Origin of the sequence: Geminisphaera colitermitum TAV2, from assembly GCF_000171235.2 — a bacterium.
In the GTDB taxonomy this organism is placed as follows: Bacteria; Verrucomicrobiota; Verrucomicrobiia; order Opitutales; family Opitutaceae; genus Geminisphaera; species Geminisphaera colitermitum.
This window is the reverse complement of sequence record NZ_ABEA03000134.1, coordinates 1-20445: the sequence shown is the minus strand read 5'-3', so window position 1 is coordinate 20445 and position 20445 is coordinate 1. Positions and strand designations below refer to the sequence as shown.

Genomic DNA, 20445 nt, shown 5'->3' with positions numbered 1-20445 from the left:
CGCGGACTTGTCGCACGTTTCACATTTTTCGCGCACTCCGCCTCCTCCTGCTTCCGTTGCTCGTCATGGCCGCCGCCACCGAAACCCGTTGCGACACCCAGCGCGAACGCGCACCCGATTTCATCCGTCCCTACAAGAGCACGGAACAAGGCGACCTGACTCTCCACGTTTTTAATCCCAATCCCAATCCCGAGCCTGCCGACGCCAACACCATGCGTCCCGCAGTCTTGCTCATACACAGCGGAGGTTGGGTTAAAAACGGCCCCCAAAGCTACTACCTCATAGCCCGATCCCTGTCCGACATGGGCTTCCTCGTCGCCTGTGCGCAATACCGGCTGGCCAAGCCGCCCAACACCGTCCCTGACGCCGTTGCCGACATGCAGGACGCGATGATTTACCTGCGCAAACACGCCGCGGAACTGCGTATTGACCCCGCCCGAATCGCAGCCTGCGGCGGCTCCGCGGGAGCCCATTTGGCGGCGGCGCTCGCCCTGTTCCCCTACGCCGGAACTTCCGAAACCGTTCCTCCTCCCTCCGCATTTCGCCCCGCCGCGCTCATTCTTCTCAATCCCGTCATCGACACCTCACCCGCCGGTTACGGAAACCGCAAACTCGGTTCGCAATGGCGTGCATTCTCGCCCCTGCATCAAGTGCGGCCCGACGTTCCGCCGACGATTCTCTTTCACGGCACTGGCGACCGCACCACGCCCTTTGCCGGAGCGAAAGCCTTTCACGAAGCCATGCTGGAAAACGGCAACGAATGCGAATTTCACCCGCACGAAGGAGGCGATCACGGCTACTATCGGAAACAACCCATTTACGATCAAACCATGAGCGCCATCCGCCTCTTCTGCGTGAAACACGGCCTCCTCCCCAATCCGCAAAAACTCTCCTCCCCTCCCCCCCCCCCCCCTCGCAAACATGAGCTTCTGGACCTGGATCGATGGCGGCGAAAGCATGCCGCACGCCCGCACTTGGCGGCAGCGCCTCGCGCTCCGCTTCGGACGCCACTTGGCCACCCGCCACGGCAACGTCGTCGTTGTCGATCCCACCGCGCGCATCAGCCCTGACGCGCGCATCCATCCGCGCAACGGCTCCATCCGTATCGGAGCCAACACGACCATCGCCGCCGGCGTCACGCTCCAAGGCAATGTGGACATCGGCGAAAACTCCTCCGTGCAGACCGGTTCCATCCTCATCGGCTACGGTGACCGCGACACCCGCGCCGGACGCATCACCATCGGCGACCACGTGCGCATCGCGCCCTTCGTGCAAATGATTGCGGGCAACCACAACTTCGACGACACCACGCGCCCCATTGCCAAGCAAGGCCTCACGCTCGCGCCGATCATCATTGAGGACGACGTATGGGTGGCGGGCCGCGTCATCATCACTGCGGGCGTGCGCATCGGCCACGGCTCCGTCCTCGCCGCTGGCGCTGTTGTCACCAAAGACGTTGCCCCTTGGTCCCTCATGGCCGGCATCCCCGCCCGCCTCCTCCGCAGCCGTAAACCAATTAACTCAACTGAAACTTAATTCTTTTATGAACCTCACACAAAGTCGCAAAAACGCAGAGACAAACGGGATCGAATCCTCTGCGTCTCCGCGCCTCTGCGTGAGATTTTCCAGTCTCAGAGGCTAACTCTTTACATCAATTTTCCCATCACTCGTATCCATTTTTCCAATGCCAACCAACTCATCCTTCCGCCTCGACGGTAAAATCGCCCTTGTCACCGGCTGCAAACGCGGCATCGGCCGCGCCATGGCCATTGCTCTCGCCGAAGCCGGCGCCGACATCATCGGCGTCAGCGCCACGCTCGAAACCACCGCCAGCGGTGCGGTCAGCAACGTCGCCCGCGACGTGACCGCGCTTGGCCGCAAATTCACCGGCTACGCCGCCGACTTCTCCAAACGCGAGGCCCTCATGACCTTCATCAAACAAGTGAAAGCCGACCATCCGCGCATCGACATTTTGGTGAACAACGCCGGCAACATCCTCCGCAAACCCGCTGCCGAGCATCCCGACGAATACTGGGACGCGATCATCGAAATCAACCTTAGCGCGCAATTCCTCCTCTCCCGCGAGATTGGCCGCGACATGATTGCGCGCGGTTCCGGTAAAATCATTTTCACCGCCTCGCTCCTTACCTTCCAAGGCGGCATCAACGTCCCCGGCTACGCGGCCAGCAAGGGCGGCGTCGGCCAGCTCACCAAGGCGCTTGCCAACGAGTGGGCGGGCAAAGGCGTCAACGTCAACGCCATCGCTCCCGGCTACATTGCCACCGACAACACCGAGGCATTGCGCAACGACCCTGCCCGCGCCAAGTCGATCCTCGACCGCATCCCCGCCGGACGCTGGGGCGAACCCGACGACTTCAAGGGACCGATTGTTTTCCTTGCCAGCGACGCCTCCCGTTACGTCCACGGCACCGTCCTCCTCGTGGACGGCGGCTGGATGGGACGGTGAGTAAAAAACTGATATTACAAAGTGGCGCGGGCGTCCCGCCCGCTGGGAGCGCCGGGCCTAAGCCCGGCATTTGTGGCGAGACGCCCGCGCCACCCCCATCCAAGGGGCTTCGTGTAACATCCGTGAAATCCAGATCAGCCACCCGTTGACTGCTTCGACGCTTTCCGCGGCGCGATGCCCGCCACACGCCGGAAAGCGTGGCTAAAATGCACCGCACTCGCATAGCCGCACTGCGTAGCGATTTCCTTGATGCTCCATTTCCCCTGGCTCAGCAGATGCTTCGCCCGCTCCATCCGGATCGCCTCCAGCGTGCGGTGAAACCCATCGCTCTCCCGCGCCGCCAGCGATGACAGATAATTGGGATGCACGCCCATCGCCGTCGCAACCTTCTCCCGCGTCAGTTCCGGATCGGCGTAGTTATTGTTCAAATACGAAACAGTCTCCCACCACACCTGCGCTGGACGCTGCATGCGCGGACTGTCGCTATCCGCCTCCAGATGCCGGATCGAGCAGGACAACAACGCCAACACGATATGCCGCACCATCTCCGCATCCCCCGGCGGAGCCAACGTCACCGCTTCCAACGCCTTCAGCAAATCCGCCCCAGGCGACCCTAATGCCTTGCTCGTATTCCATGCCCAAGGCGACGGCTGGACGAGCAAGCGCGGCCCCGCCTGCCACGAGTAGTTGCTCATCGAAAAACGCAAAAAACCATGCGGGAACACCAGTGCGATTGCCAAGTGCGGCGTATCCCAATGCGGGATACTCCATGCCATCCGCGGTAGAAACAGACAATCCCCCGGCTCCAATACCAATGTCTTGCGCTGTCCGCCGCTCATAATTTCACGCGTCACCCGTCCCTCCAGATTCACCGTCAGCCGATTGCATGGATGCAACTGCGCGGGTGAATCGCCGGGACGCATCTCCCCCGGAAACATTTCCGCCAGCATCGTGCGCGTCGGCCATCCCCGGCGCTGCATCTCGTGCAGGATATCCAAAAAATATTGGCGGGAAACACGCGCCGGGGCAGGTGGCTGGGCAAATGGCATACCCCACCAAAACGCTCCACCGACTCCCGTCAGGCAATGTCAAACACACACGTTTCCCCCACACCAATCATTCATTCCTCTCACATTACAAATTATACAATCATTACTTCTTCGCTTGGAAACAGGCTCGAACTGAGAACCTACATTTCAGACAAAATACCGTTCGTACAAGGATGAGATCATTCATCTTCGTTACGCGTTTCCCGCTAGGTTCAGACAAACCCGGCAACCCTCCTCACCACCCGCCCACCACACCTGTCACACACCACGATACCCACCATGAAAAACCATCTATTCTCCATGTTTTGCCTGATCGCTCTCGCTCCGCTCGCGCCGCGTCTTGCCGCTGCCGTCATCATCGAAGACACCTTCGCAATCACTGCCTCCCGCACCGCCGGTTCTACCCTCGCCGGCAGCACCACGGAGATCGGAGGCGCAACATGGGCCAGCAACGATAATAGTGTCTGGGTCCTTGGCGGCGACGCCACTAACGGCTACGTCACCTCATCCAGCAACTCCGCCGGCGTCGGTGCCGCGGTGCCTTTCAAGTTCAGCGAGCATACCGATTCGGGCAGCCTCGCCACGCTGAGCGTGACGGCTTCGCTACCTGACACCACGACCGAAACTCGCTACTTCAGCTTTGGTTTCACTTTCAACAGCCAGGGAATCGCCCCCACCGGCAATGCCAACGTCTGGGTGAAAATTTACATGGCAACCAACACATGGGAACTCCTCTCCAGAAGCGCGCAGCTTGCCACCGGCACGTTCAACGCGTCCATCAACCTGACCAACAACAACACATTTTCGCTCAGCTATGACGAATCCAAGGCAACGGTGACGGACTTCAGCATCAATGGCACCTCTGTGGCCTCCGGCTACGTCCTCCAAAACCCACCATCCTCCAAGGTCGCTTATGTCTCGATATATTCCGTTCGTCCCGGTGGGACATCCACTACAGGCGACACCCGAATCGACGCCTTCTCTCTGTCGGTGACATCGGCCATCCCCGAACCCGGCACCTACGCGCTCCTCCTCGGCACGGGCCTGCTTCTGGCTGTCGGCGTGCGAAAAATTTCCTTCTTCCGGAAATACCGTTAATCCCTTCCGCCAATCTCACCGTTTTTCCTCCCTCCCCTTGCTTATGCGTATCACCCCGCTCATCCGTCGCCTTGTCAGCGCCAGCCTTGCCCAGCTGGTCCTGACCTCGATCTCCTTCGCCGCCTTGACATCGGCCGACATTGGCCTCGCTGGCGACGGCGTCACCGACGACACTGCTGCGTTACAAAAAGCCCTCGGCGAAGGCTCCGTCGAGATCGTGTTCGCGCCCGGCATCTACCTGCTCAGCACCATCGACCTTCCCTCGCGCGTCACCCTTCGCGGCGAACCCGGCGCTCGGATACGCATCAATGCAAACCGTCTGAGTCACTATTACACGAAGGCGAGCCCACAACGGCCACCGAACATCACCGACGGAGGGCCCGCCACCGTCGGCCTGCGCCCCAGCCGAACGATCCCTTGGGCTCAATGGTCCAACCCGCGCCCCCTCTTCGCCATTCGCGGTGATAACGTCACCCTCCGTGACCTCGAATTCGACTTCACCCTCATCGAAACCCTCACCACCGACGAAGCCCTGCCCGGCGCGCTCATCATGGCCGACGGATACTCCCGGCTCACCTTCAAGGGACTCGTGGCCGAGCGCCCGGAATTCGCCCCCCCCCTGCCTCTGGAACAGCGCAGATCTGACCGCGGCATCAGCCATGGTCGCCACCCCACTCCCCCTCCCGGCAAACACAGTTTCAGCCTCGCCCTCCTGCGCAACAGCCAGGACATCGTGTTGCGCGACTCCCGCGCCGCCTTCATGTCCAGCATGGTTGACCTCTACCAATGCAGCCGCGTGTGGGTGCAACGCAACCGTGCCACCGACGGCAGCGCCATCACCCGTTCCACGCAAGGCGACGAATTTCTTCACCACACCGACAACTGGAGCCGCAACATCGTCCACCAGTGCCGCTGGTGGGGCGGCAACGCCAACGACAACCGTACGCGCTCCCCGGAGTCCCCCGGCTACGGCACCGCCGCCACCGTGAAGCGCGGCAGTCGCGAAGCCGACCCCGACTTCGATCGATTCACCCCCGGAGCCTACGACATCGTCATCGCCAACAATCAGGCCGAATACGGCACCACCCTCGCCTGGGGCTCCAAAGGCCGACAAGTTCTATTCTCCGGCAACATCGCCCGCTTCATGACCGACTACGCCCTCGGCAGCGAAGGCGGGGAAAACGTCATCTTCACCGGCAACACCGTTATCAACTCCTACGCCGCCGGTCTTGTGGCCATGTATTGGAGCGAGAAACTCGTCATGACCGGCAACATCGTCCTCGTCCGCGACGAACCCTACGAACCGCAATACCTCTGGCGCTCCAAAGTCGAAGACTACCACGGAGCCCTCATTCGCCTGCATACCAATCCCGGCAACACCGTCAGCGGCTCTGGCCAGACGCTCATCACCGGCAACATCCTTTCCAGTGAACTCGCAGGCGAGCCCCGTCGCATCAGCATCGAAGGCGACCGCGACGTGATGCTCTCCAGCAACAAAATCCGCAACGGCGTCATCCGCACCGGACACCGCAATCCCGGCTCCGTTTCCATCATCGGCAACGAATTCACCATGACCGTTTCCCACACCTCCCATTGGCTGCACCTGAGCCCGACGCTTTCCCGCGCCATCGTGCGCGACAACATTTTCCACAACACCCGCCCGCTCTCGGCTCGCTCTCCCACCGAATTTCTCATCTGCGCCGAAAGCAACGGTGGCTCCGACGAATCCTTCTTGCGCGTCATTGAGGGGAATCAAGCCATCGGCTTCCCTCTCGCCGTCTGGGCGCGCGCACACAGTCGCGCCACCCCAGACCGCTTCATCATCCGCAACAACAACCTTGATGGTGCTATCCGCCTCGAAGGACTCGACACCAGCCTGCACACTCTTGTCACGGGCAACCATGACCTCGCGACTCTCGCCCCGCTGGAACCCGAACGCCTCGCCCAACGCCCACAACGCCTGCCCCAACCCGTTGCCTCACCCGAGGACCGAGCCCTCGACGCTTCCGCGAACTTCCAGTGATCGGCATCTATCCATGCGCACCATATATTAATCACCCCCATGAACTCCCCTCCTCCCCCCCCCCCCCTGCGAGCCAAGCTGCGCCAACCATGCGCAGCGTTTACGCTCGTGGAACTTCTGACCGTCATCGTGATCATCGGCATCCTCGCCGCGATCATCATCCCCACCGCCGGCAAAGTCCGCGCCCATGCCCGCCAGGTCAAATGCGCCGCCAACACACGCCAATGGCTTACCGCAGTTCGCCTCTACGCCGATGAACATCGAGGGAAACTGCCTTACTCCAGATTCAACACCGACGACGACACCGAAGGCGAAGGGAAAGAAGTCATGGTCACCCTGATGCCCTACCTCAACGTGAAGGTGAATGTCGCCAATCGCTATGCATGGCTCACCAGCAACATGTGCAACCCGGATGCCAAATGGCTCCACGGTTTCAACTCCTACATGAGCAAAGACCCCCTCGAAAAATTCACCCAGCCCTCCCGTCAAATCTACGTGATGGATCTCGGCAACAACGCCCGCTGGATTGATGACCACGCACTCAACGGCTCGCGCGGGACAGACGACGGTAAACGACTCCGCTACGCACACCCCCGCCCTCATGGCAACGGAACCAAAGTCAGCGTCGGCTTCCTTGACGGCCACGTCGCCGCCCTGCGCGTCAGTGACATCACCCGCGCGATGATTACGCGCGACACCGCCAGCGCCAATCCGTCCGGTGCCGACGAAACCACGCTCATCCTCCCCCCCTCCGACGACCATCCCTGACACGCACACCCTCTCTGCACACACCACTGCCTGCTAAATGCGACCCAACACCGACCTCCTCCCGGCCCTCGTTCACTTCGGCTGGAAGCCGCTCGCGCGCCTGCGCCCCCGCACGGCCCGCGAGATTGGCTCCTCGCCCTGGAGCATCGGCCTCGAAACCATCGACCGCGCCTACGTTGACTTCGCCCCGCTCGTGCCGCACCTCGCCGCGCTCGGCGCAACCCAGGCGCGGGTGCAAGCAGGATGGGCGCGCTGCGAACCGGTCAAAGGCGACGCATATCAGTGGGCTTGGCTCGATGATATCGTCGAAGGCTGCCTCGCCCACGGCATCCGCCCCTGGCTGCAAACCTCCTACGGCAACCCCGCCTACCCCGGCGGCGGAGGCATCGGCCTCGGCGATGGCCTGCCCGTCTCACCCGAAGCCCTTACCGCCTGGGACCGCTGGGTGCGCGCCATGGCCGACCGTTATAACGGAAAAGTGGATACATGGGAAATCTGGAACGAACCGATGCTCCCTGTTGTATCCGTGGAAGACTACACACGCTTCTTCATCCGCACCGCCACCCTCCTGCGCGAAGTCCAGCCCGCCGCCCGCATTCTTGGCCCCGGCCTCGCCGAGCACGACGAATACGATTTCACCGGCAAATTTCTCCAAACCCTCGCCCTCGAAAATCAAACCCGTCTGCTCGACGAACTCACGTATCATTTTTACCCCCACAACCCCGACGAACAATTCGACTGCGTGGACGACCTCGCCCGCCTCTGCGCCCGCCACGCCCCGCACGTCACACTGCGCCAAGGCGAAACCGGCGCACCCTCCGAATGCTCGCGTTTCCTCGCTCTCGGCAAGCACGACTGGTCCGAACGCAAGCAAGCCGCCTGGAACCTCCGCCGCCTCCTCGCCCACCACGCCCGCGGCATCCCAATGAATCTCTTCCAACTGGCCGACATGCACTACGTCAAAACCAACGGCGCGCGCTTCCTCGGACGCAACCCCAAGGGACTCCTCTGCATGTTTCCCGACAAAACCGTGGCGTATCCAAAACCCTCCTACTTCGCGGCGCAGCACGTTTTCACCGTATTCGACGACACCTTTCCATTAACGCGCTGCGAATCTCTCACCGGCCGCTTTCTCCGCCGCACCTCCGCCCATGCCTGGCAACGCCGCAACGCAACCCGCCCCTCCCTCTTATGCTGGTGGCGCGCCGATGCCCCACCCTCCCTCACCACGCCCGACCTTGAACGCACCGGCATGATCCCGCATCCCCTGCACGACCCCGTGCTGATTGACTTCATGAGCGGCCACGTATTCGCACCGCCTCCCGGCATCGCCACTGGCGACGAAACCGCGTGGCTCAGCCTCCCTTGGGCCGAAACCCCGCTCGCCCTTGCCGAGAAAAACGAACTCCTCTTGCAACCCCTCACCTGATTCCAATTCGTATCCAAGCGATTCAAACACGCAGGGAGCATCTTACGCTGGGAACGTTTTCGCAGGGGACGTTTTCGCAGGGAGCGGCGGCATCTTGCCGCCGAACAGATCCGCAGTAAATCGTCGCCAGTTTGAATGTAGGGATGCTTGCGGCGAGACGAGGTGAGGCGCGTTGCGCCTCGTTCGGCGGCAAGATGCCGCCGCTCCCTGCGAAATTCACATCTGCGTGTGCGCGGCGCTGCCGCCGAAGAGTTCGCGGAGCGAAGACCATGCCTTGCGGATGCCAGCCTCCCGCACGCCGCCTTCCAAGGCGTAAACCTCGGCCACGCGCTCTTCGTGTCCGCTGTAACGTGGAGGAAGGATAAGCGCGGTGCCGCCCGTCTCGTCGCGGATGGTCGAAAAAAGCAGGCCGCGCCCCACGCTGGGCGCATCCATGCGCACCTCCACACGACGCTCGGAGAGGAGGAGCCAGGGCTTGAAGGCAAATACGAGGCGCCCGTTCTCCGGCTCGTTGAGCAGTCTTCCATAGGTGCGCACGGGCACGCCTTTGCGCTTCAGGAGGGCGCTGGAAAACATTTTGTTTTCGCGCGTGTCGGGTTCGAAGCGGAGTCGGCGGAGGGTGAAAAATTCCCACGTGAAAATCGTCCCAAATACCGTGAGCCGGAAGGCCCAGCCCGCCACCAGCGCCGCCACGAGAATCACCAGCAGCGAGAGGATCAGACCCACCCAAGGGTCAAACGCCGAGACCGCCACGAGTCCGCCGAGCAGCGCGGTGCGCAGCGACTTGAGCGCGGCGTCGATCACGCCCCACGGACTGAGGAGGATCAAGACGTTGATCGCATGCGATGCCATCCAGACGACGACAAATGCCGCCAGCCCGACCGGCAGCAGCGCCGCCCAGAGCAGCCACGATCCGATGTCACCAGTCAATGACGCCAGCCCCGGCATCATCGCCAGCCCGGACGACATCAGGCCCGCCGCGCCTCCCGCGCCCGCCACGCCTGTCTCTGCGGCTGCGGCGGCGGTCTGCGTTTGGGTGGACAAGAGGTTGGAAAGAGTGCCAACAACGGAGGGGATCACGGCTCCGGCGGCAACGAGGCCGCTGATTTTGTTTTCGACGGTTTCGAGGACGTCCGCCGGTTTTTTCAGGCCGGGCGGGAGGGCGGCTCCGGCGGCGTCCTTGGCCGCGATCGCGCCGACGACAAGGAGGGCGGGCAACCAAAACCAGACTTGCGCGAACCAAGGCAGGGAGGCGCGTTCGGCGGTGTCAGCCTGCCACCATTGCCAGGCGCCGTAGGCTCCGGTGCCGAGGAGCGGCGAGATGGCGATGCCGGTAAAGGCGGCGACTTGCGTGGCAATGGGGCCGATCACAGTCTGGGGGTTGTTCTGCTGCACGGCGGGAGTGGTTTTGGGGGCGGTCGTGGCGTGCGAGACGAGGGGAGGCAACAGAATGGCGGCAATCAGGAGGAGGCTTGTGATGGAGGGCAGGTGACGGAAGCGGTTCATGTTTTTCACCACAGAGACACAAGGACGCAGAGGGAAGAGAAATGTCCGATCTTTTTTAACCGCGAATGAGCGCTAATGGGCGCGAATAAAGACAGGATTTCCCGCAACGGCGCCACGGTCGCAACGGCCCAAGCGGAACCGTTGCGGGCGTTGCGAGCGTGGCGGGAAATTCGCTTCACTCGAAACGCGATTGGGTTTGGAGATTGGGATCGGGGGGGGGGGCAAAACTGAACGGCCAATTCACCGAAAACGTTGAAGAACCAACTGCCTTCTCCGCGCCTTTGCGTCTCTGCGTGAGGTATTTTTGAATGGGAACGGGTATCAGATGGCGATCTCGCCGCGCTCTTCGGTGCGGACACGGATGACGTCTTCCACGGGATAAACGAAGATCTTGCCGTCGCCGATTTTGCCGGTGCGGGACGACTCGATGATCGTGTCCACGGCGCGCGCGGCGAGGTCGGCAGGGACCACTATCTCGATCTCGGCCTTGGGGAGAAATTCGATGTTGTACTCGGTGCCCCGATACACCTCGGTATGGCCTTTCTGGCGTCCGTGGCCCTTGGCTTCAGTGACGGTCATGCCGGCGACACCGATGGCGGTGAGGGCTTCGCGGACTTGCTCCAGCTTGAAGGGTTTGATGATGGCTACGATGAGTTTCATGGCGGTGAACAGGTGTCAGTCCACGGGATGAGATTCGGTGGTGGAACGAAAGGGTTTGATGACGCGTTCGCGGTCGGCGGCTTGTTGCTCCATGTAGGCGATGAGGCGGTCGTTGAATTCCTTGGCGGGGTCGTGGCCGATTTTTTTGAGGGCCTGCACCATGGCGGCGACTTCGACGAGACGGGCGATGTCGCGGCCGGGGCGCACGTAAATCTCCATGTGCGGGATCTGGATGCCGAGGATTTCGTAGTGCGATTCCTCCAGTCCGGTGCGCTCCTCCAGCGCCTCGGGGGTCCATTCGCGGAGGGTGATGACGAGGTCGATGTGTTTGTCGATGCGGATGGCGCGGATGCCGAACATCTCGGCTATGTTGATGATGCCGATGCCGCGGCATTCCATGTAGCCGCGGTTGAGGTCGCGGCTGGAGGCGAGGAGGCGGGTGTCTTCAACGACGCGGATGACGGTGAGGTCGTCGGCCACGAGCAGGGAGCCGCGTTCGATGAGGGCGAGGGCGCATTCGCTTTTGCCGGTGCCGGATTCGCCGCGGATCATCACGCCCATGCCTTTGATGTCGATCGTGGTGGCGTGCTCGGTGGAGACGGGGGAAAATTCCTGGTCGATGCAGAGGGTGGCAAGGTTGACCCAGTGCATCGTGATCATGGGGGTGCGGAAGATGGGGAGTTTGCGCTCCTCGGCCACGACGAGCATGGCGTGGGTGGGGTTGAAGTTGCGGGTGAGAACGATGCAGGGGATGCCGCGGTCGGCCATCTGGTTGAGGATGTCGATCTGGAGCCGGGGTTCGATCGACTTGAAATAGGTCATCTCGGCGGCGCCGAGGACTTGAATGCGTTTGTTGGCAAAATATTTGAAGAAGCCGGTGAGGGCGAGCGAGGGACGGTTGATGGAGCCTTCGCGTATGAGGCGGTGCAGACCGGTGCCGCTGGTCACGAGTTCGAGACGGAGTTTTTCCTGATAGGTCTCGTAGAAGTGGGAAACGGTGATTCCGTGGATGGACTTGTTGGTCATGGAAAAAAGAAAAAGAGAGGTAGCGGGTAGTGGGAGGTGGAGGCGGGAGGTTCAGAAGTTAACCACAGAGACACCGAGGCACAAAGTTCAAGCCGGAGTCGGAATCTAATGGCCGCAAAGAGGCGCAAAAAAGAGAGGTGTTTTGCAGCCGAAGTTTTTGCGCTTTTTGTGCCTCTTTGTGGCTAATCATGACTTGGTTGTTTTCTCCGTGGTAATTTTTCAGAGGGGGGGGGGGGGAAGAGTGGCTTACATATTGAAGCTTTCGCCGAGGTAGAACTGGCGGGCCTCGGGATCGTTGACGAGAAATTCGCTGGTGCCTTCCTTGAAGACGCGGCCTTCGCGGATGAGGTAGGCGCGGTCCACGATGCGGAGGGTTTCGCGGACGTTGTGGTCTGTAACGATAACTCCAATACCGCGCTGTTTGAGGGCGAGGATGATGTGCTGCACGTCGGCGACGGAGATGGGGTCGATGGCCGCGAAGGGTTCGTCCATGAGGAGGAAGGCGGGCTGGGTGACGAGGGCGCGGGCGATTTCGAGGCGGCGGCGTTCCCCGCCGGAAAGGGTGTAGGCGGGCTGGCGGCGGACGTGCGTGAGGTGGAGGTCTTCGAGGTAGTGTTCGAGCCAGGCGCGGCGCTGGCGGCGGGGGGTTTTGGTGGTTTCGATGATGGCGAGGATGTTTTGCTCGACGGTGAGTTTGCGAAAGGTGGAGGGCTCCTGGGGCAGGTAGCCGAGGCCGAGGCGGGCGCGCTGGTGCATGCGCAGGCGGGTGATGTCGCGGCCGTTGTAGAGGACGCGTCCGCTGGTGGCCTGAATGAGGCCAACTATCATGTAAAAGGTGGTGGTCTTGCCGGCTCCGTTGGGGCCGAGGAAGCCGACGACTTCGCCGGCCCGGATGTGGAGGTCCACGCCGTCAACGACGTTGCGCTGGCCGTAGGTTTTGACGAGGGCACGGGTCTCGATCTGGTGTACAGGCCCGGGGGGGGTGGGGGGGGGGGAGGCGGCGGCTTCGCCGCCGTCAGAGAGGTCGGTGGCCAGAGGACTGGGGCCAGAATCGGACTTCGGCTGTGTGGCCGCTTCCACCATCTGTTCTCTGGCCTCTGGCTTCTGATCTGGATCGGTGCTCATTATTTTTTGTCGGTTTTGGGCGCGTTTTTGGCGGCATCTTCGGCGGCGTTCTTGGTGGCGTTCGCGCCGAGATCCTGGATTGCAGGGCCGATGATGCGGACCATGTCTCCGTGAATGGCTTTCTGGCCGCGGAGAAGGACCATGCGCTCAGCGGTGGTGATGATGCCGTTGCTGTGATCGACAAGGACGGGGGCTTCGCTGAGCACGACTTTTTCCTCGCGCGGGAAGACTTCGGCGCGGCCGCAGGTGGCCTCGCGGTCGTCCTGCTGGATGCGGACGCGCCCGGTGGCGAGGAGGTATTTGAAGCGTTCGAGGGTGCCGACGATTTCGTCGGTGTCGCCGCCGATGCGGGTGGCGATGATTTCGAGGCGGTCGCAGGTGATCTTGAGGTTGGTGGCGGTGAGGATGACGGAGCCGGTGGCGATGGCGTGGGTCTCGGTGTCGGTGGACCACATTTCGAGTTTTTCGCTGCGGAGTTCCGTGGGTTGGGTGTCGCGCTTGGGATCGGGTTTCGCCTGGGCGCTGGCCGGGAGTTTGATGGCGGGGGGGGCGTCGGTTGTCGTGGCGGACGGTGCGGCGGTGGACGCGGCAGGTTTGGCGGAGTCGTTTTGCAGGGGAACGATACCGGGGAAGGCGATCTGCTGGGCGGGGCTCGGGAGCGGCATGGCGCCGGCGGCAAGGAGCGCGGAGAGGGCGGCCGCGGGGACTAACCGTGGCAGGCGGAGGAGGCGGGCGGTGTGGGTGGTCGGGCTCATTTGAGAATGTTCTGTATTTCTGCTTTGAATACGAGATGGACGTCGCGGCCGATGGTGATGCGCTGGTCTTTGTGGTTGTAGGACCAGTCGGCGCCGGTGGCCTGAAAATCGGGGCGCGTGATGCTGACGGTGCTGTCGCCTCTTACCCGTTGTTCCTTGATGAAGGCTTCCGCGGAGGGGCTGACGAGAGTGGTGTCGATGGTGTTGCCTTCGTCGGGGTTGTAGCGGGTGAGGATCATGTCGGTGGCGGTGATGTGATCGGGGGTGATGACGCGGGCTTCGGCGGCAACGAGGATGGAGAGACGCTGGCCTTCGTCGTTGAAGAGGGGGAGGCTGAACTGGGTGATGGGCGCGCTGGCGCGGACGTCGGTGGCGGCAGCTTCGGCGCGCGGTTTCTCAGATGGCGAAGCTGCGGGGGTATGCGTGGCGATGGTGAGCAGAGCGAGGCCGCAGATTACGTGGCGCGCCGAACGTCCAACATCCAACATCGAACATCCAACATCCAATGGGAGGATGCCGTGTGGGGATTGGGGGGGGGGGGGGGGAGTCATTGGGTTGTTCGATGTCCGGCGTCTGATGTTCGATTGTCCGGTGTCCGTCATTGGATGTTGGATGTTCGACGTTGGATGTTCGATGTTCATTCAGGCGCGGCTTTGCCGGGCCTGAAGGATGTGTTCGCAGATTTCGCGCACGGCGCCGTGGCCGGCGCGGCGGCTGGTGATGAGCGTGGCGGCGTCATGCGCGGCGGGCATGGCGTCGGGTACGCTGACGCCGATGCCGGCCCAGCGGATGGCGGGGGCGTCGATGTCGTCGTCTCCCATGTAAACGATTTCGTCGGCGGTGAGGTTGAGGGTGGTGGCGAGTTCCTGGATGGCGGCGAGTTTGTCGGTGCGGCCCTGGATGATGTGGGGAATGCGGAGTTCGTTGGCGCGGACGGTGGTGGCGCCGGAAAAGCGTCCGCTGATCCAGGCGGTGGCGATGCCGGCGGCGACGAGGCGGTTGAGGCCGAGTCCGTCGAGGACGGAGAATTGCTTGCTTTCGGTGCCGTCCGAGTGGGTGTGAATGGTGCCGTCGGTGAGGATGCCATCAACGTCCATCGCGAAGAGTTTGATGCGGGCCCAGCGGTCAGCGGTAATGAGAGACTTCATACAGAAAAGTGGGTGGTATTCGGTGGACAGGACGCTTGGGTCAGGCGGCTTTTTTCAGACGCAGGTGAGGATGCGTGCCCCGGACTGTGATTTCAAAATCGGGCAGTGTTTTGAGGAATGCGCCGAGCTGTTTTGTTTTGATTCCGAGACCTTGAATGGAGCGTGGATCAAAATCGGGCCAGCGGTTGTGGAGGACATTTCCAACCTGTCCGATGGGAACCCATCCATCCGTGGAATCCAAGCTGTCGAGGGCATTTTTGATGGTGGAAATGACATTTTTTTTGGAGAGGGAAAGCGGTTTTGGAGTATCGGGCGCCTCTGGTTTTTTCTGCGTTGTCTTGGCGGAGGAGGGAGGTGGTGGTTCGGTGAGGGCGGCGTTTGATTCCGTGGATTCCAGCGTTTTCGGTTTTGCGGGACTTTGGGAAAGAATGTTTCCGGGGCCGTTATTTTTGTCCGTGAGATGTTTGAAGGTTGAGCAGGCTTTAACAAATTCATGGCCGGTTTTTCCCTCTTCGCCCAAGCCGATAACGTCCAACCCAGCCTCGACAATGCGCATGGCCAAACGGGTAAAATCGTTGTCGTTGGAAACGATGCAAATGGCGTCAACTTTCCCGGCGTGAAGGATGTCCATCGCATCAATCACAAGGACAATGTCGGAACTGTTTTTCCCGTTTTTGCTGTGACGCTGAGTGACTTGACGCAGGGCGAAGTCGGTGGCGACGGCGTTCCAGCCGGTCATGTGAGAGGTGGTAAAATCGCCGTAAACGCGTCGATGCGTCACTCTTCCCAAGAGCGCAATTTCGTCAAAAATTTCGTCCACGAGCTTGAAGGAGACGTTTTCGGCGTCGATCAGGACGGCGATTCGTTTGTCGTTGTTTTCCATGCGCGTTTTTTGGGGACGATTCAGAGAGCGAGCCAGTTGGCGATTTGTTCGATGATCTTGTCGCGGGTGGGGCGGTAGGCGGCTTCGAGTTCGGGGGCGAAGGGGACGGGGATGTCGGCAGAGGCAATGCGGAGGGGGGGGGCTTCGAGGTCGAAGAAGTGTTCTTCGGTGAGGCGCGCCACGAGTTCGGCGCCGAAGCCGTGGGTGCGGTGGCCTTCGTAAACGACGATGAGGCGGTGCGTGCGGGCAAGGGACGCCTTGATGGTGTCGAGTTTGAGCGGGGCAAGGGCACGGAGGTCATAAACGTCGAGGGTGCGTTCGTATTCGTTTTCGAGATACGCGGCGGCTTCCTCGGCGTGGTGGACCATTTCGCCGTAGGTGACGAGGGTGGCGTGCGCGCCGGCGCGGACGTGGCGGGGTTGCCAGATGTCGCGGTAGGCGGGGTCCCAGGTGACGGGGTGTTTGCCGCGTCGGTAGAGGGCTTTGTGTTCGAAGAGGATGACGGGGTTGTCGTCTTCGTAGGCAGCAAGAAGGGCGTTGAAGGCGTCCTGCGGGGTGCTGGGGTAAAGGGCTTTGATGCCGGGGAAGGCGAGGAAGAGGGTTTCGAGTTCTTGCGAGTGGAAGGAGCCGACGGTGATGCCGCCGCCGCAGGGAAAGCGGTAAACGACGGGGACTTTGGCCGCCGCTCCGGTGCGGTAGTGGTAGGTGGCGGCGTTTTGGGTGATCTGCGTGACGGCTTCGGTGGAGAAGTCGGCAAACTGAAATTCTTCAATGGGCCTGTAACCGCCGAGGGCAAGGCCGGTGGCGTAACCGGTGCAGGCGGATTCGGCAAGGGGTGTATTGAAGACGCGGGTACGGCCAAAGTCGCGCAGGAGGTTTTCGGTGACTTTGAAGGCTCCGCCGTAAACGCCGATGTCTTGGCCGAGGAGGAGGGATTCGGGGCGTTCGGCGAGGATTTTGCGCAGGGCGGCGTTGATGGCTTGCGCCATGGTGAGGTGCGCTGGCGCTGTGCACAGCGAAGGTCCAACATCCACCGCCGAAGTGGCGACGGCGGATATCCCGCTGGTTATTGGATGTTGGATGTTGGATGTTGGATGTTGGACGTTGACGGTGGGTTGCCAGGCAATGGGGGGGGGGGGGGGGGCAAAGGGCGTCGGCGGGAAGCGTGGCGGGCGAGGGCGGCGGGACGGCGAGGGATACCTTGATGCAGGCTTCGATGTGGGCGCGGATTTCGGTTTCGAGTTTTTCGATGGCCGGGCCGTGTCCGGCGGCGACGAGGCGGGCGCGGAAGGGAGGGAGGGGGTCGGCGGCGGTGATGGCGGCGATTTGGTCGGGGGTGAGGTAGTCGCGGGTGTCGTAGGCGGCGTGGCCGCGGAGGCGCAGGACGTTGGCTTCGACGAGGATAGGGCGGCCGGTGGTGCGGACTTTTTCGACGATCTCGGAGAGTTGGCGGGCCACTTCCACGGGGTCGGCGGTGGCGTCGAGGGGTCGGCCTTCGATGCCGTAGGCGGCGGCGCGGGTCCAGAGGGCGACGTCGGCGGGGTATTGTTCGTTGGTGGGGGTGGAGTAGGCGATTTGGTTGTTCTCGATGATGAAGACGACCGGGAGTGAGAGGAGGGCGGCGAGGTTGAGGGTTTCATGGATGTCGCCGGTGCTGGAGCCGCCGTCGCCAAAGATCGCAATGCCGATGGCGGGTTTGCCGGAGCGGCGCTGGGCGTCGGCAAGGCCGGCGACGTTGGAAATCATGGAGCCGAGATGGCTGATCATCGGCAGGGAGCGGTTGGCGGGGTCGCCGTGGTGGACGTTGCCTTCGCGGGCAAGGGTGGGGCTGCCGGAGTTGGCAAAGTACTGGTTGAGGTGTTCGCAGAGGTGGCCGCTCCAGATAAGGTGTCCGCCGAGGTCGCGGTGGGTGAAGGAGATGGCGTCGATGGTCTTGTCGGCAAGGAGGGTGAGGGGGATGGTGAGGGCTTCGTTGCCCTGACCGCCGGTGCAGGTGCCCTTGATGCTGCCTTCACGGAAGATGTCCACGATGCGGTCGTCGGTCGTGCGGGCGTAATACATCCATGCGTAGATGCGCAGCGCGGCGCGGGGGTCGGGGGCGGTGAGGTCGTTGGAGGATAGGTCGCGCTCCGCGAGGATCGCCGGAATCGTTGGATAGGCCATGTGAAAGCGGGAAAGTTGAAGGGCAGGCGGGAGGGCGGCGAGTTTTAGTTTTCGGGCGGGAAGTTTTGCGTTAGCCAGATGTTCAACAACACCTTTTCCGATGGACACGCCGCTTATCTCGCTTGAATCGCTCCGCGCCTACCCGGCCTGGCTGGTGCTGGCGTGCGTGGGTGTGCTCGCAGGGGGGGGGCTGTTTTTGCTGGCGAAGCCGTTGAAGTGGGGACTCTACGCGTTGTTGGCAGGTGTCTTCATCGCCATCCTCGGCGCGGCGGCGACGTGGCTGGCGGGGTAGGAGGAAATGACGAATTACGAACGCCAAATTACGAATTGATGAGAAGCCGGGAGGTTCTTTTTATGCCCCCCCTTCTGGTAGCCGCTTCCGGCAGCCATTTGTCATTTGTAATTCGTCATTAATCATCGCCATGTCCAACACCACCACTCCGCAATCCTTCGAGTTCCAAGCCGAGATCAAGCAACTCCTCGATATCGTCATCCACTCGCTCTATACGGAGAAGGAAATCTTCGTCCGTGAGCTCGTCTCCAACGCCTCCGACGCGCTGGAAAAACTCCGTCACCTCCAACTCACCGAAAAGGACATTCAGGACGCCAGCCGCGACCTCGAAATCAGCCTCACGACCGACGACAAGGCCACGCCCAAAACGCTTACGATTCAAGACACCGGCCTCGGCATGACGCGCGCCGAACTCGTCGAAAACCTCGGCACCATCGCGCACTCCGGCTCCAAAGCCTTCCTCAAAGCCCTTGGCGAAAACGGTCAGAAAAACGCCAACCTCATTGGCCAGTTCGGCGTCGGTTTTTACGCCGCGTTCATGGCCGCCAAGTCCGTGAAAGTTTACTCCCGTTCCTGGCGTACCAACGAACCCGGCCATCTCTGGTCGAGCGACGGCTCCGGCAGCTACACCGTGGAAGAAACCGCCGACCTCACGCGCGGCACCAAGATCGTTCTCGAACTCAAGGACGACTGCGGCGAATTCGCCACCGAACACCGCATCAAGGACATCCTCGAACGTTACAGCGCCTTCGTTTCGTTCCCCATCAACCTCAACGGCAAACGCATCAACACCATCCAAGCCCTCTGGCTGCGTTCCAAAAACGAAATCAAGGACGAAGAATACACCGAGTTTTACAAATTCCAGGCCCACGCCTGGGACGAACCCCGCCTGCGTCTCCACTTCAGCGCCGACGCCCCGCTCCAGATCAACTCCCTCCTCTTCGTCCCCAAGGAGAACACGGAAAAATTTGGCATGGCGCGCTTCGAACCCGCCGTCGCCCTCTACTGCCGCAAAGTCCTCATCGACGCCAAACCCCAGGACCTGCTCCCCGACTGGCTCCGCTTCCTCAAAGGCGTTGTCGATAGCGAAGACCTCCCGCTCAACATCTCGCGCGAGACCATGCAGGACAAAGCCCTCTTGGACAAACTCGGCAAAGTCATTTCCAAACGCTTCCTCAAATTCCTCGACGAAGAAGCCACTGCCCGCCCCGACACCTACAACGAGTTTTACAAAGAATTTGGCATCTTCCTCAAGGAAGGCGCCGCGATGGACTACGCCAACAAGGACGCCCTCGTAAAACTCCTCCGCTTCGAATCCTCGCTTACCGAAAAAGGCAAAACCACCTCCCTCGCCGACTATCTCTCGCGCATCACTGGCGAAGGCGACGCCGCGCAAAAGGAAATCTATTACCTTGTCGGCCCCAACCGCGAAGCCCTCGAAAACGGTCCCTACCTCGAAGGTTTCAAAGCCCGCGGCATCGAAGTCCTTTTCTGCTACGAAGCCGTGGACGAATACGTCATGAACAACGTCCGCGAATTTGAGGGCAAAAAACTCATCGCCGCCGACCACGCCGACGTGAAACTCCCCGACGCGCCCAAGCCCCCCGAAGCCGAAGGCAGCACGCCCGCGCTCACCGAAGACCAAATCAAAAACCTCGCCGACTGGCTCAAAGAAACGCTTGGCGACCGCGTTGAATCCGTGAAGGCGAGCGACCGCCTTGTTGATTCTCCAGCACTCGCGACCAACGCTGACAAGTTCATGACTCCGCACATGCGCCGCATGATGAAGGCCATGAAAAAGGACGAGGCCGACGCGCCGCTCAAAGTCAATTTGGAGATCAATCCGCGTCACGCCGTCGTGAAACATCTCGCCGCCATGCGCGAAGCTTCGCCCGACAAGGCCAAGCTGATTGCCGAGCAAATCCTCGACAACTCCCTCATCTCCGCCGGTCTCTTCGAAGACCCGACCAAGATGATCGCCCGCCTCTACAAACTACTGGAGCAGGTGTAACCGGCGTAGGGGCTTCGCTTGCGAAGCCCGAGAACACCTTGG

19 protein-coding genes and 1 pseudogene are annotated in these 20445 nt (G+C 61.6%); 9 read left to right on the top strand and 11 right to left on the bottom strand.

Features of this window, described 5'->3' with window-relative positions:
* The 3 genes from OBACDRAFT_RS26765 to OBACDRAFT_RS15935 form a co-directional block, all read left to right on the top strand.
* Positions 1–1070, top strand: a 1070-nt coding sequence (locus OBACDRAFT_RS26765; RefSeq protein ID WP_232767240.1) for an alpha/beta hydrolase, incomplete at its 5' end; no start/stop codon positions are given.
* Positions 1012–1536 (top strand): acyltransferase, encoded by a 525-nt coding sequence (locus OBACDRAFT_RS15940; RefSeq protein ID WP_232767238.1) that lies wholly within the window; start codon positions 1012–1014, stop codon positions 1534–1536. The genes OBACDRAFT_RS26765 and OBACDRAFT_RS15940, both read left to right, overlap by 59 nt.
* Before the next feature lie 148 nt (positions 1537–1684).
* Entirely contained in the window at positions 1685–2467 is a 783-nt protein-coding gene (locus tag OBACDRAFT_RS15935; RefSeq protein ID WP_043587294.1) for an SDR family oxidoreductase, read from the top strand.
* Positions 2468–2601: 134 nt separating this feature from the next.
* Here OBACDRAFT_RS15935 and OBACDRAFT_RS15930 read toward each other — a convergent pair whose 3' ends face one another.
* Positions 2602–3465 (bottom strand): helix-turn-helix transcriptional regulator, encoded by an 864-nt coding sequence (locus tag OBACDRAFT_RS15930; protein WP_157837128.1) that lies wholly within the window; start codon positions 3463–3465, stop codon positions 2602–2604.
* Positions 3466–3795: 330 nt separating this feature from the next.
* Between OBACDRAFT_RS15930 and OBACDRAFT_RS15925 the strand changes: the two genes are divergently transcribed.
* The 4 genes from OBACDRAFT_RS15925 to OBACDRAFT_RS15910 are packed head-to-tail and all read left to right on the top strand — an operon-like array spanning position 3796 to position 8834.
* Positions 3796–4614 (top strand): PEP-CTERM sorting domain-containing protein, encoded by an 819-nt coding sequence (locus OBACDRAFT_RS15925; RefSeq protein ID WP_043587291.1) that lies wholly within the window; start codon positions 3796–3798, stop codon positions 4612–4614.
* Positions 4615–4657: 43 nt separating this feature from the next.
* Positions 4658–6637 (top strand): right-handed parallel beta-helix repeat-containing protein, encoded by a 1980-nt coding sequence (locus OBACDRAFT_RS15920; protein ID WP_043587289.1) that lies wholly within the window; start codon positions 4658–4660, stop codon positions 6635–6637.
* A 39-nt stretch (positions 6638–6676) separates the two neighbouring features.
* Positions 6677–7405: a prepilin-type N-terminal cleavage/methylation domain-containing protein gene (locus OBACDRAFT_RS25580; protein WP_052362112.1), complete on the top strand. Its 729-nt coding sequence runs from the start codon at positions 6677–6679 to the stop codon at positions 7403–7405.
* A gap of 37 nt (positions 7406–7442) precedes the next feature.
* The gene (locus OBACDRAFT_RS15910) at positions 7443–8834 is read left to right on the top strand and encodes a hypothetical protein (RefSeq protein WP_052362111.1); all 1392 of its coding nucleotides are present in this window, start codon (positions 7443–7445) and stop codon (positions 8832–8834) included.
* Positions 8835–9050: 216 nt separating this feature from the next.
* Here OBACDRAFT_RS15910 and OBACDRAFT_RS15905 read toward each other — a convergent pair whose 3' ends face one another.
* From OBACDRAFT_RS15905 to OBACDRAFT_RS29940, 10 genes and pseudogenes are all read right to left on the bottom strand, one after another.
* Positions 9051–10340 carry a hypothetical protein gene (locus OBACDRAFT_RS15905; RefSeq protein ID WP_043587306.1) on the bottom strand — a complete coding sequence of 430 codons (1290 nt, stop codon included), beginning with the start codon at positions 10338–10340 and terminating at the stop codon, positions 9051–9053.
* 321 nt (positions 10341–10661) lie between these two features.
* The gene (locus tag OBACDRAFT_RS15900; RefSeq protein ID WP_043587287.1) at positions 10662–11000 is read right to left on the bottom strand and encodes a P-II family nitrogen regulator; all 339 of its coding nucleotides are present in this window, start codon (positions 10998–11000) and stop codon (positions 10662–10664) included.
* Between the two features lie 15 nt (positions 11001–11015).
* On the bottom strand, positions 11016–12026 hold the full coding sequence (hprK, locus tag OBACDRAFT_RS15895; protein WP_043587285.1) for an HPr(Ser) kinase/phosphatase: 1011 nt from the start codon (positions 12024–12026) through the stop codon (positions 11016–11018).
* Between the two features lie 246 nt (positions 12027–12272).
* A complete protein-coding gene (gene lptB, locus OBACDRAFT_RS15890) occupies positions 12273–13151 on the bottom strand; it encodes an LPS export ABC transporter ATP-binding protein (protein ID WP_232767231.1) in 879 nt (292 codons plus the stop codon).
* Positions 13151–13906, bottom strand: a complete 756-nt coding sequence (locus OBACDRAFT_RS15885) for an LptA/OstA family protein (protein WP_052362110.1) — start codon at positions 13904–13906, stop codon at positions 13151–13153. Before OBACDRAFT_RS15885 ends, lptB begins: the two co-directional genes overlap by 1 nt.
* The gene (lptC, locus tag OBACDRAFT_RS25575; RefSeq protein WP_157837127.1) at positions 13903–14508 is read right to left on the bottom strand and encodes an LPS export ABC transporter periplasmic protein LptC; all 606 of its coding nucleotides are present in this window, start codon (positions 14506–14508) and stop codon (positions 13903–13905) included. The genes OBACDRAFT_RS15885 and lptC overlap by 4 nt, the downstream gene beginning before the upstream one ends.
* A gap of 39 nt (positions 14509–14547) precedes the next feature.
* Positions 14548–15054: a KdsC family phosphatase gene (locus OBACDRAFT_RS15875; RefSeq protein ID WP_043587283.1), complete on the bottom strand. Its 507-nt coding sequence runs from the start codon at positions 15052–15054 to the stop codon at positions 14548–14550.
* Positions 15055–15094: 40 nt separating this feature from the next.
* The gene (locus OBACDRAFT_RS15870) at positions 15095–15937 is read right to left on the bottom strand and encodes an NYN domain-containing protein (protein WP_052362108.1); all 843 of its coding nucleotides are present in this window, start codon (positions 15935–15937) and stop codon (positions 15095–15097) included.
* Between the two features lie 20 nt (positions 15938–15957).
* Complete coding sequence (locus OBACDRAFT_RS29945; protein ID WP_043587281.1) at positions 15958–16926, bottom strand: alpha-ketoacid dehydrogenase subunit beta; 969 nt, start codon at positions 16924–16926, stop codon at positions 15958–15960.
* 253 nt (positions 16927–17179) lie between these two features.
* Positions 17180–17998, bottom strand: a pseudogene (locus OBACDRAFT_RS29940) (thiamine pyrophosphate-dependent enzyme); the annotation flags it as partial.
* Positions 17999–18200: 202 nt separating this feature from the next.
* Here OBACDRAFT_RS29940 and OBACDRAFT_RS15860 point away from each other — a divergent pair.
* Both OBACDRAFT_RS15860 and htpG read left to right on the top strand, forming a co-directional pair.
* A complete protein-coding gene (locus OBACDRAFT_RS15860; protein ID WP_043587280.1) occupies positions 18201–18392 on the top strand; it encodes a hypothetical protein in 192 nt (63 codons plus the stop codon).
* 130 nt (positions 18393–18522) lie between these two features.
* Complete coding sequence (gene htpG, locus OBACDRAFT_RS15855; protein WP_043587279.1) at positions 18523–20403, top strand: molecular chaperone HtpG; 1881 nt, start codon at positions 18523–18525, stop codon at positions 20401–20403.
* The last annotated feature ends 42 nt before the right edge of the window (positions 20404–20445 follow it).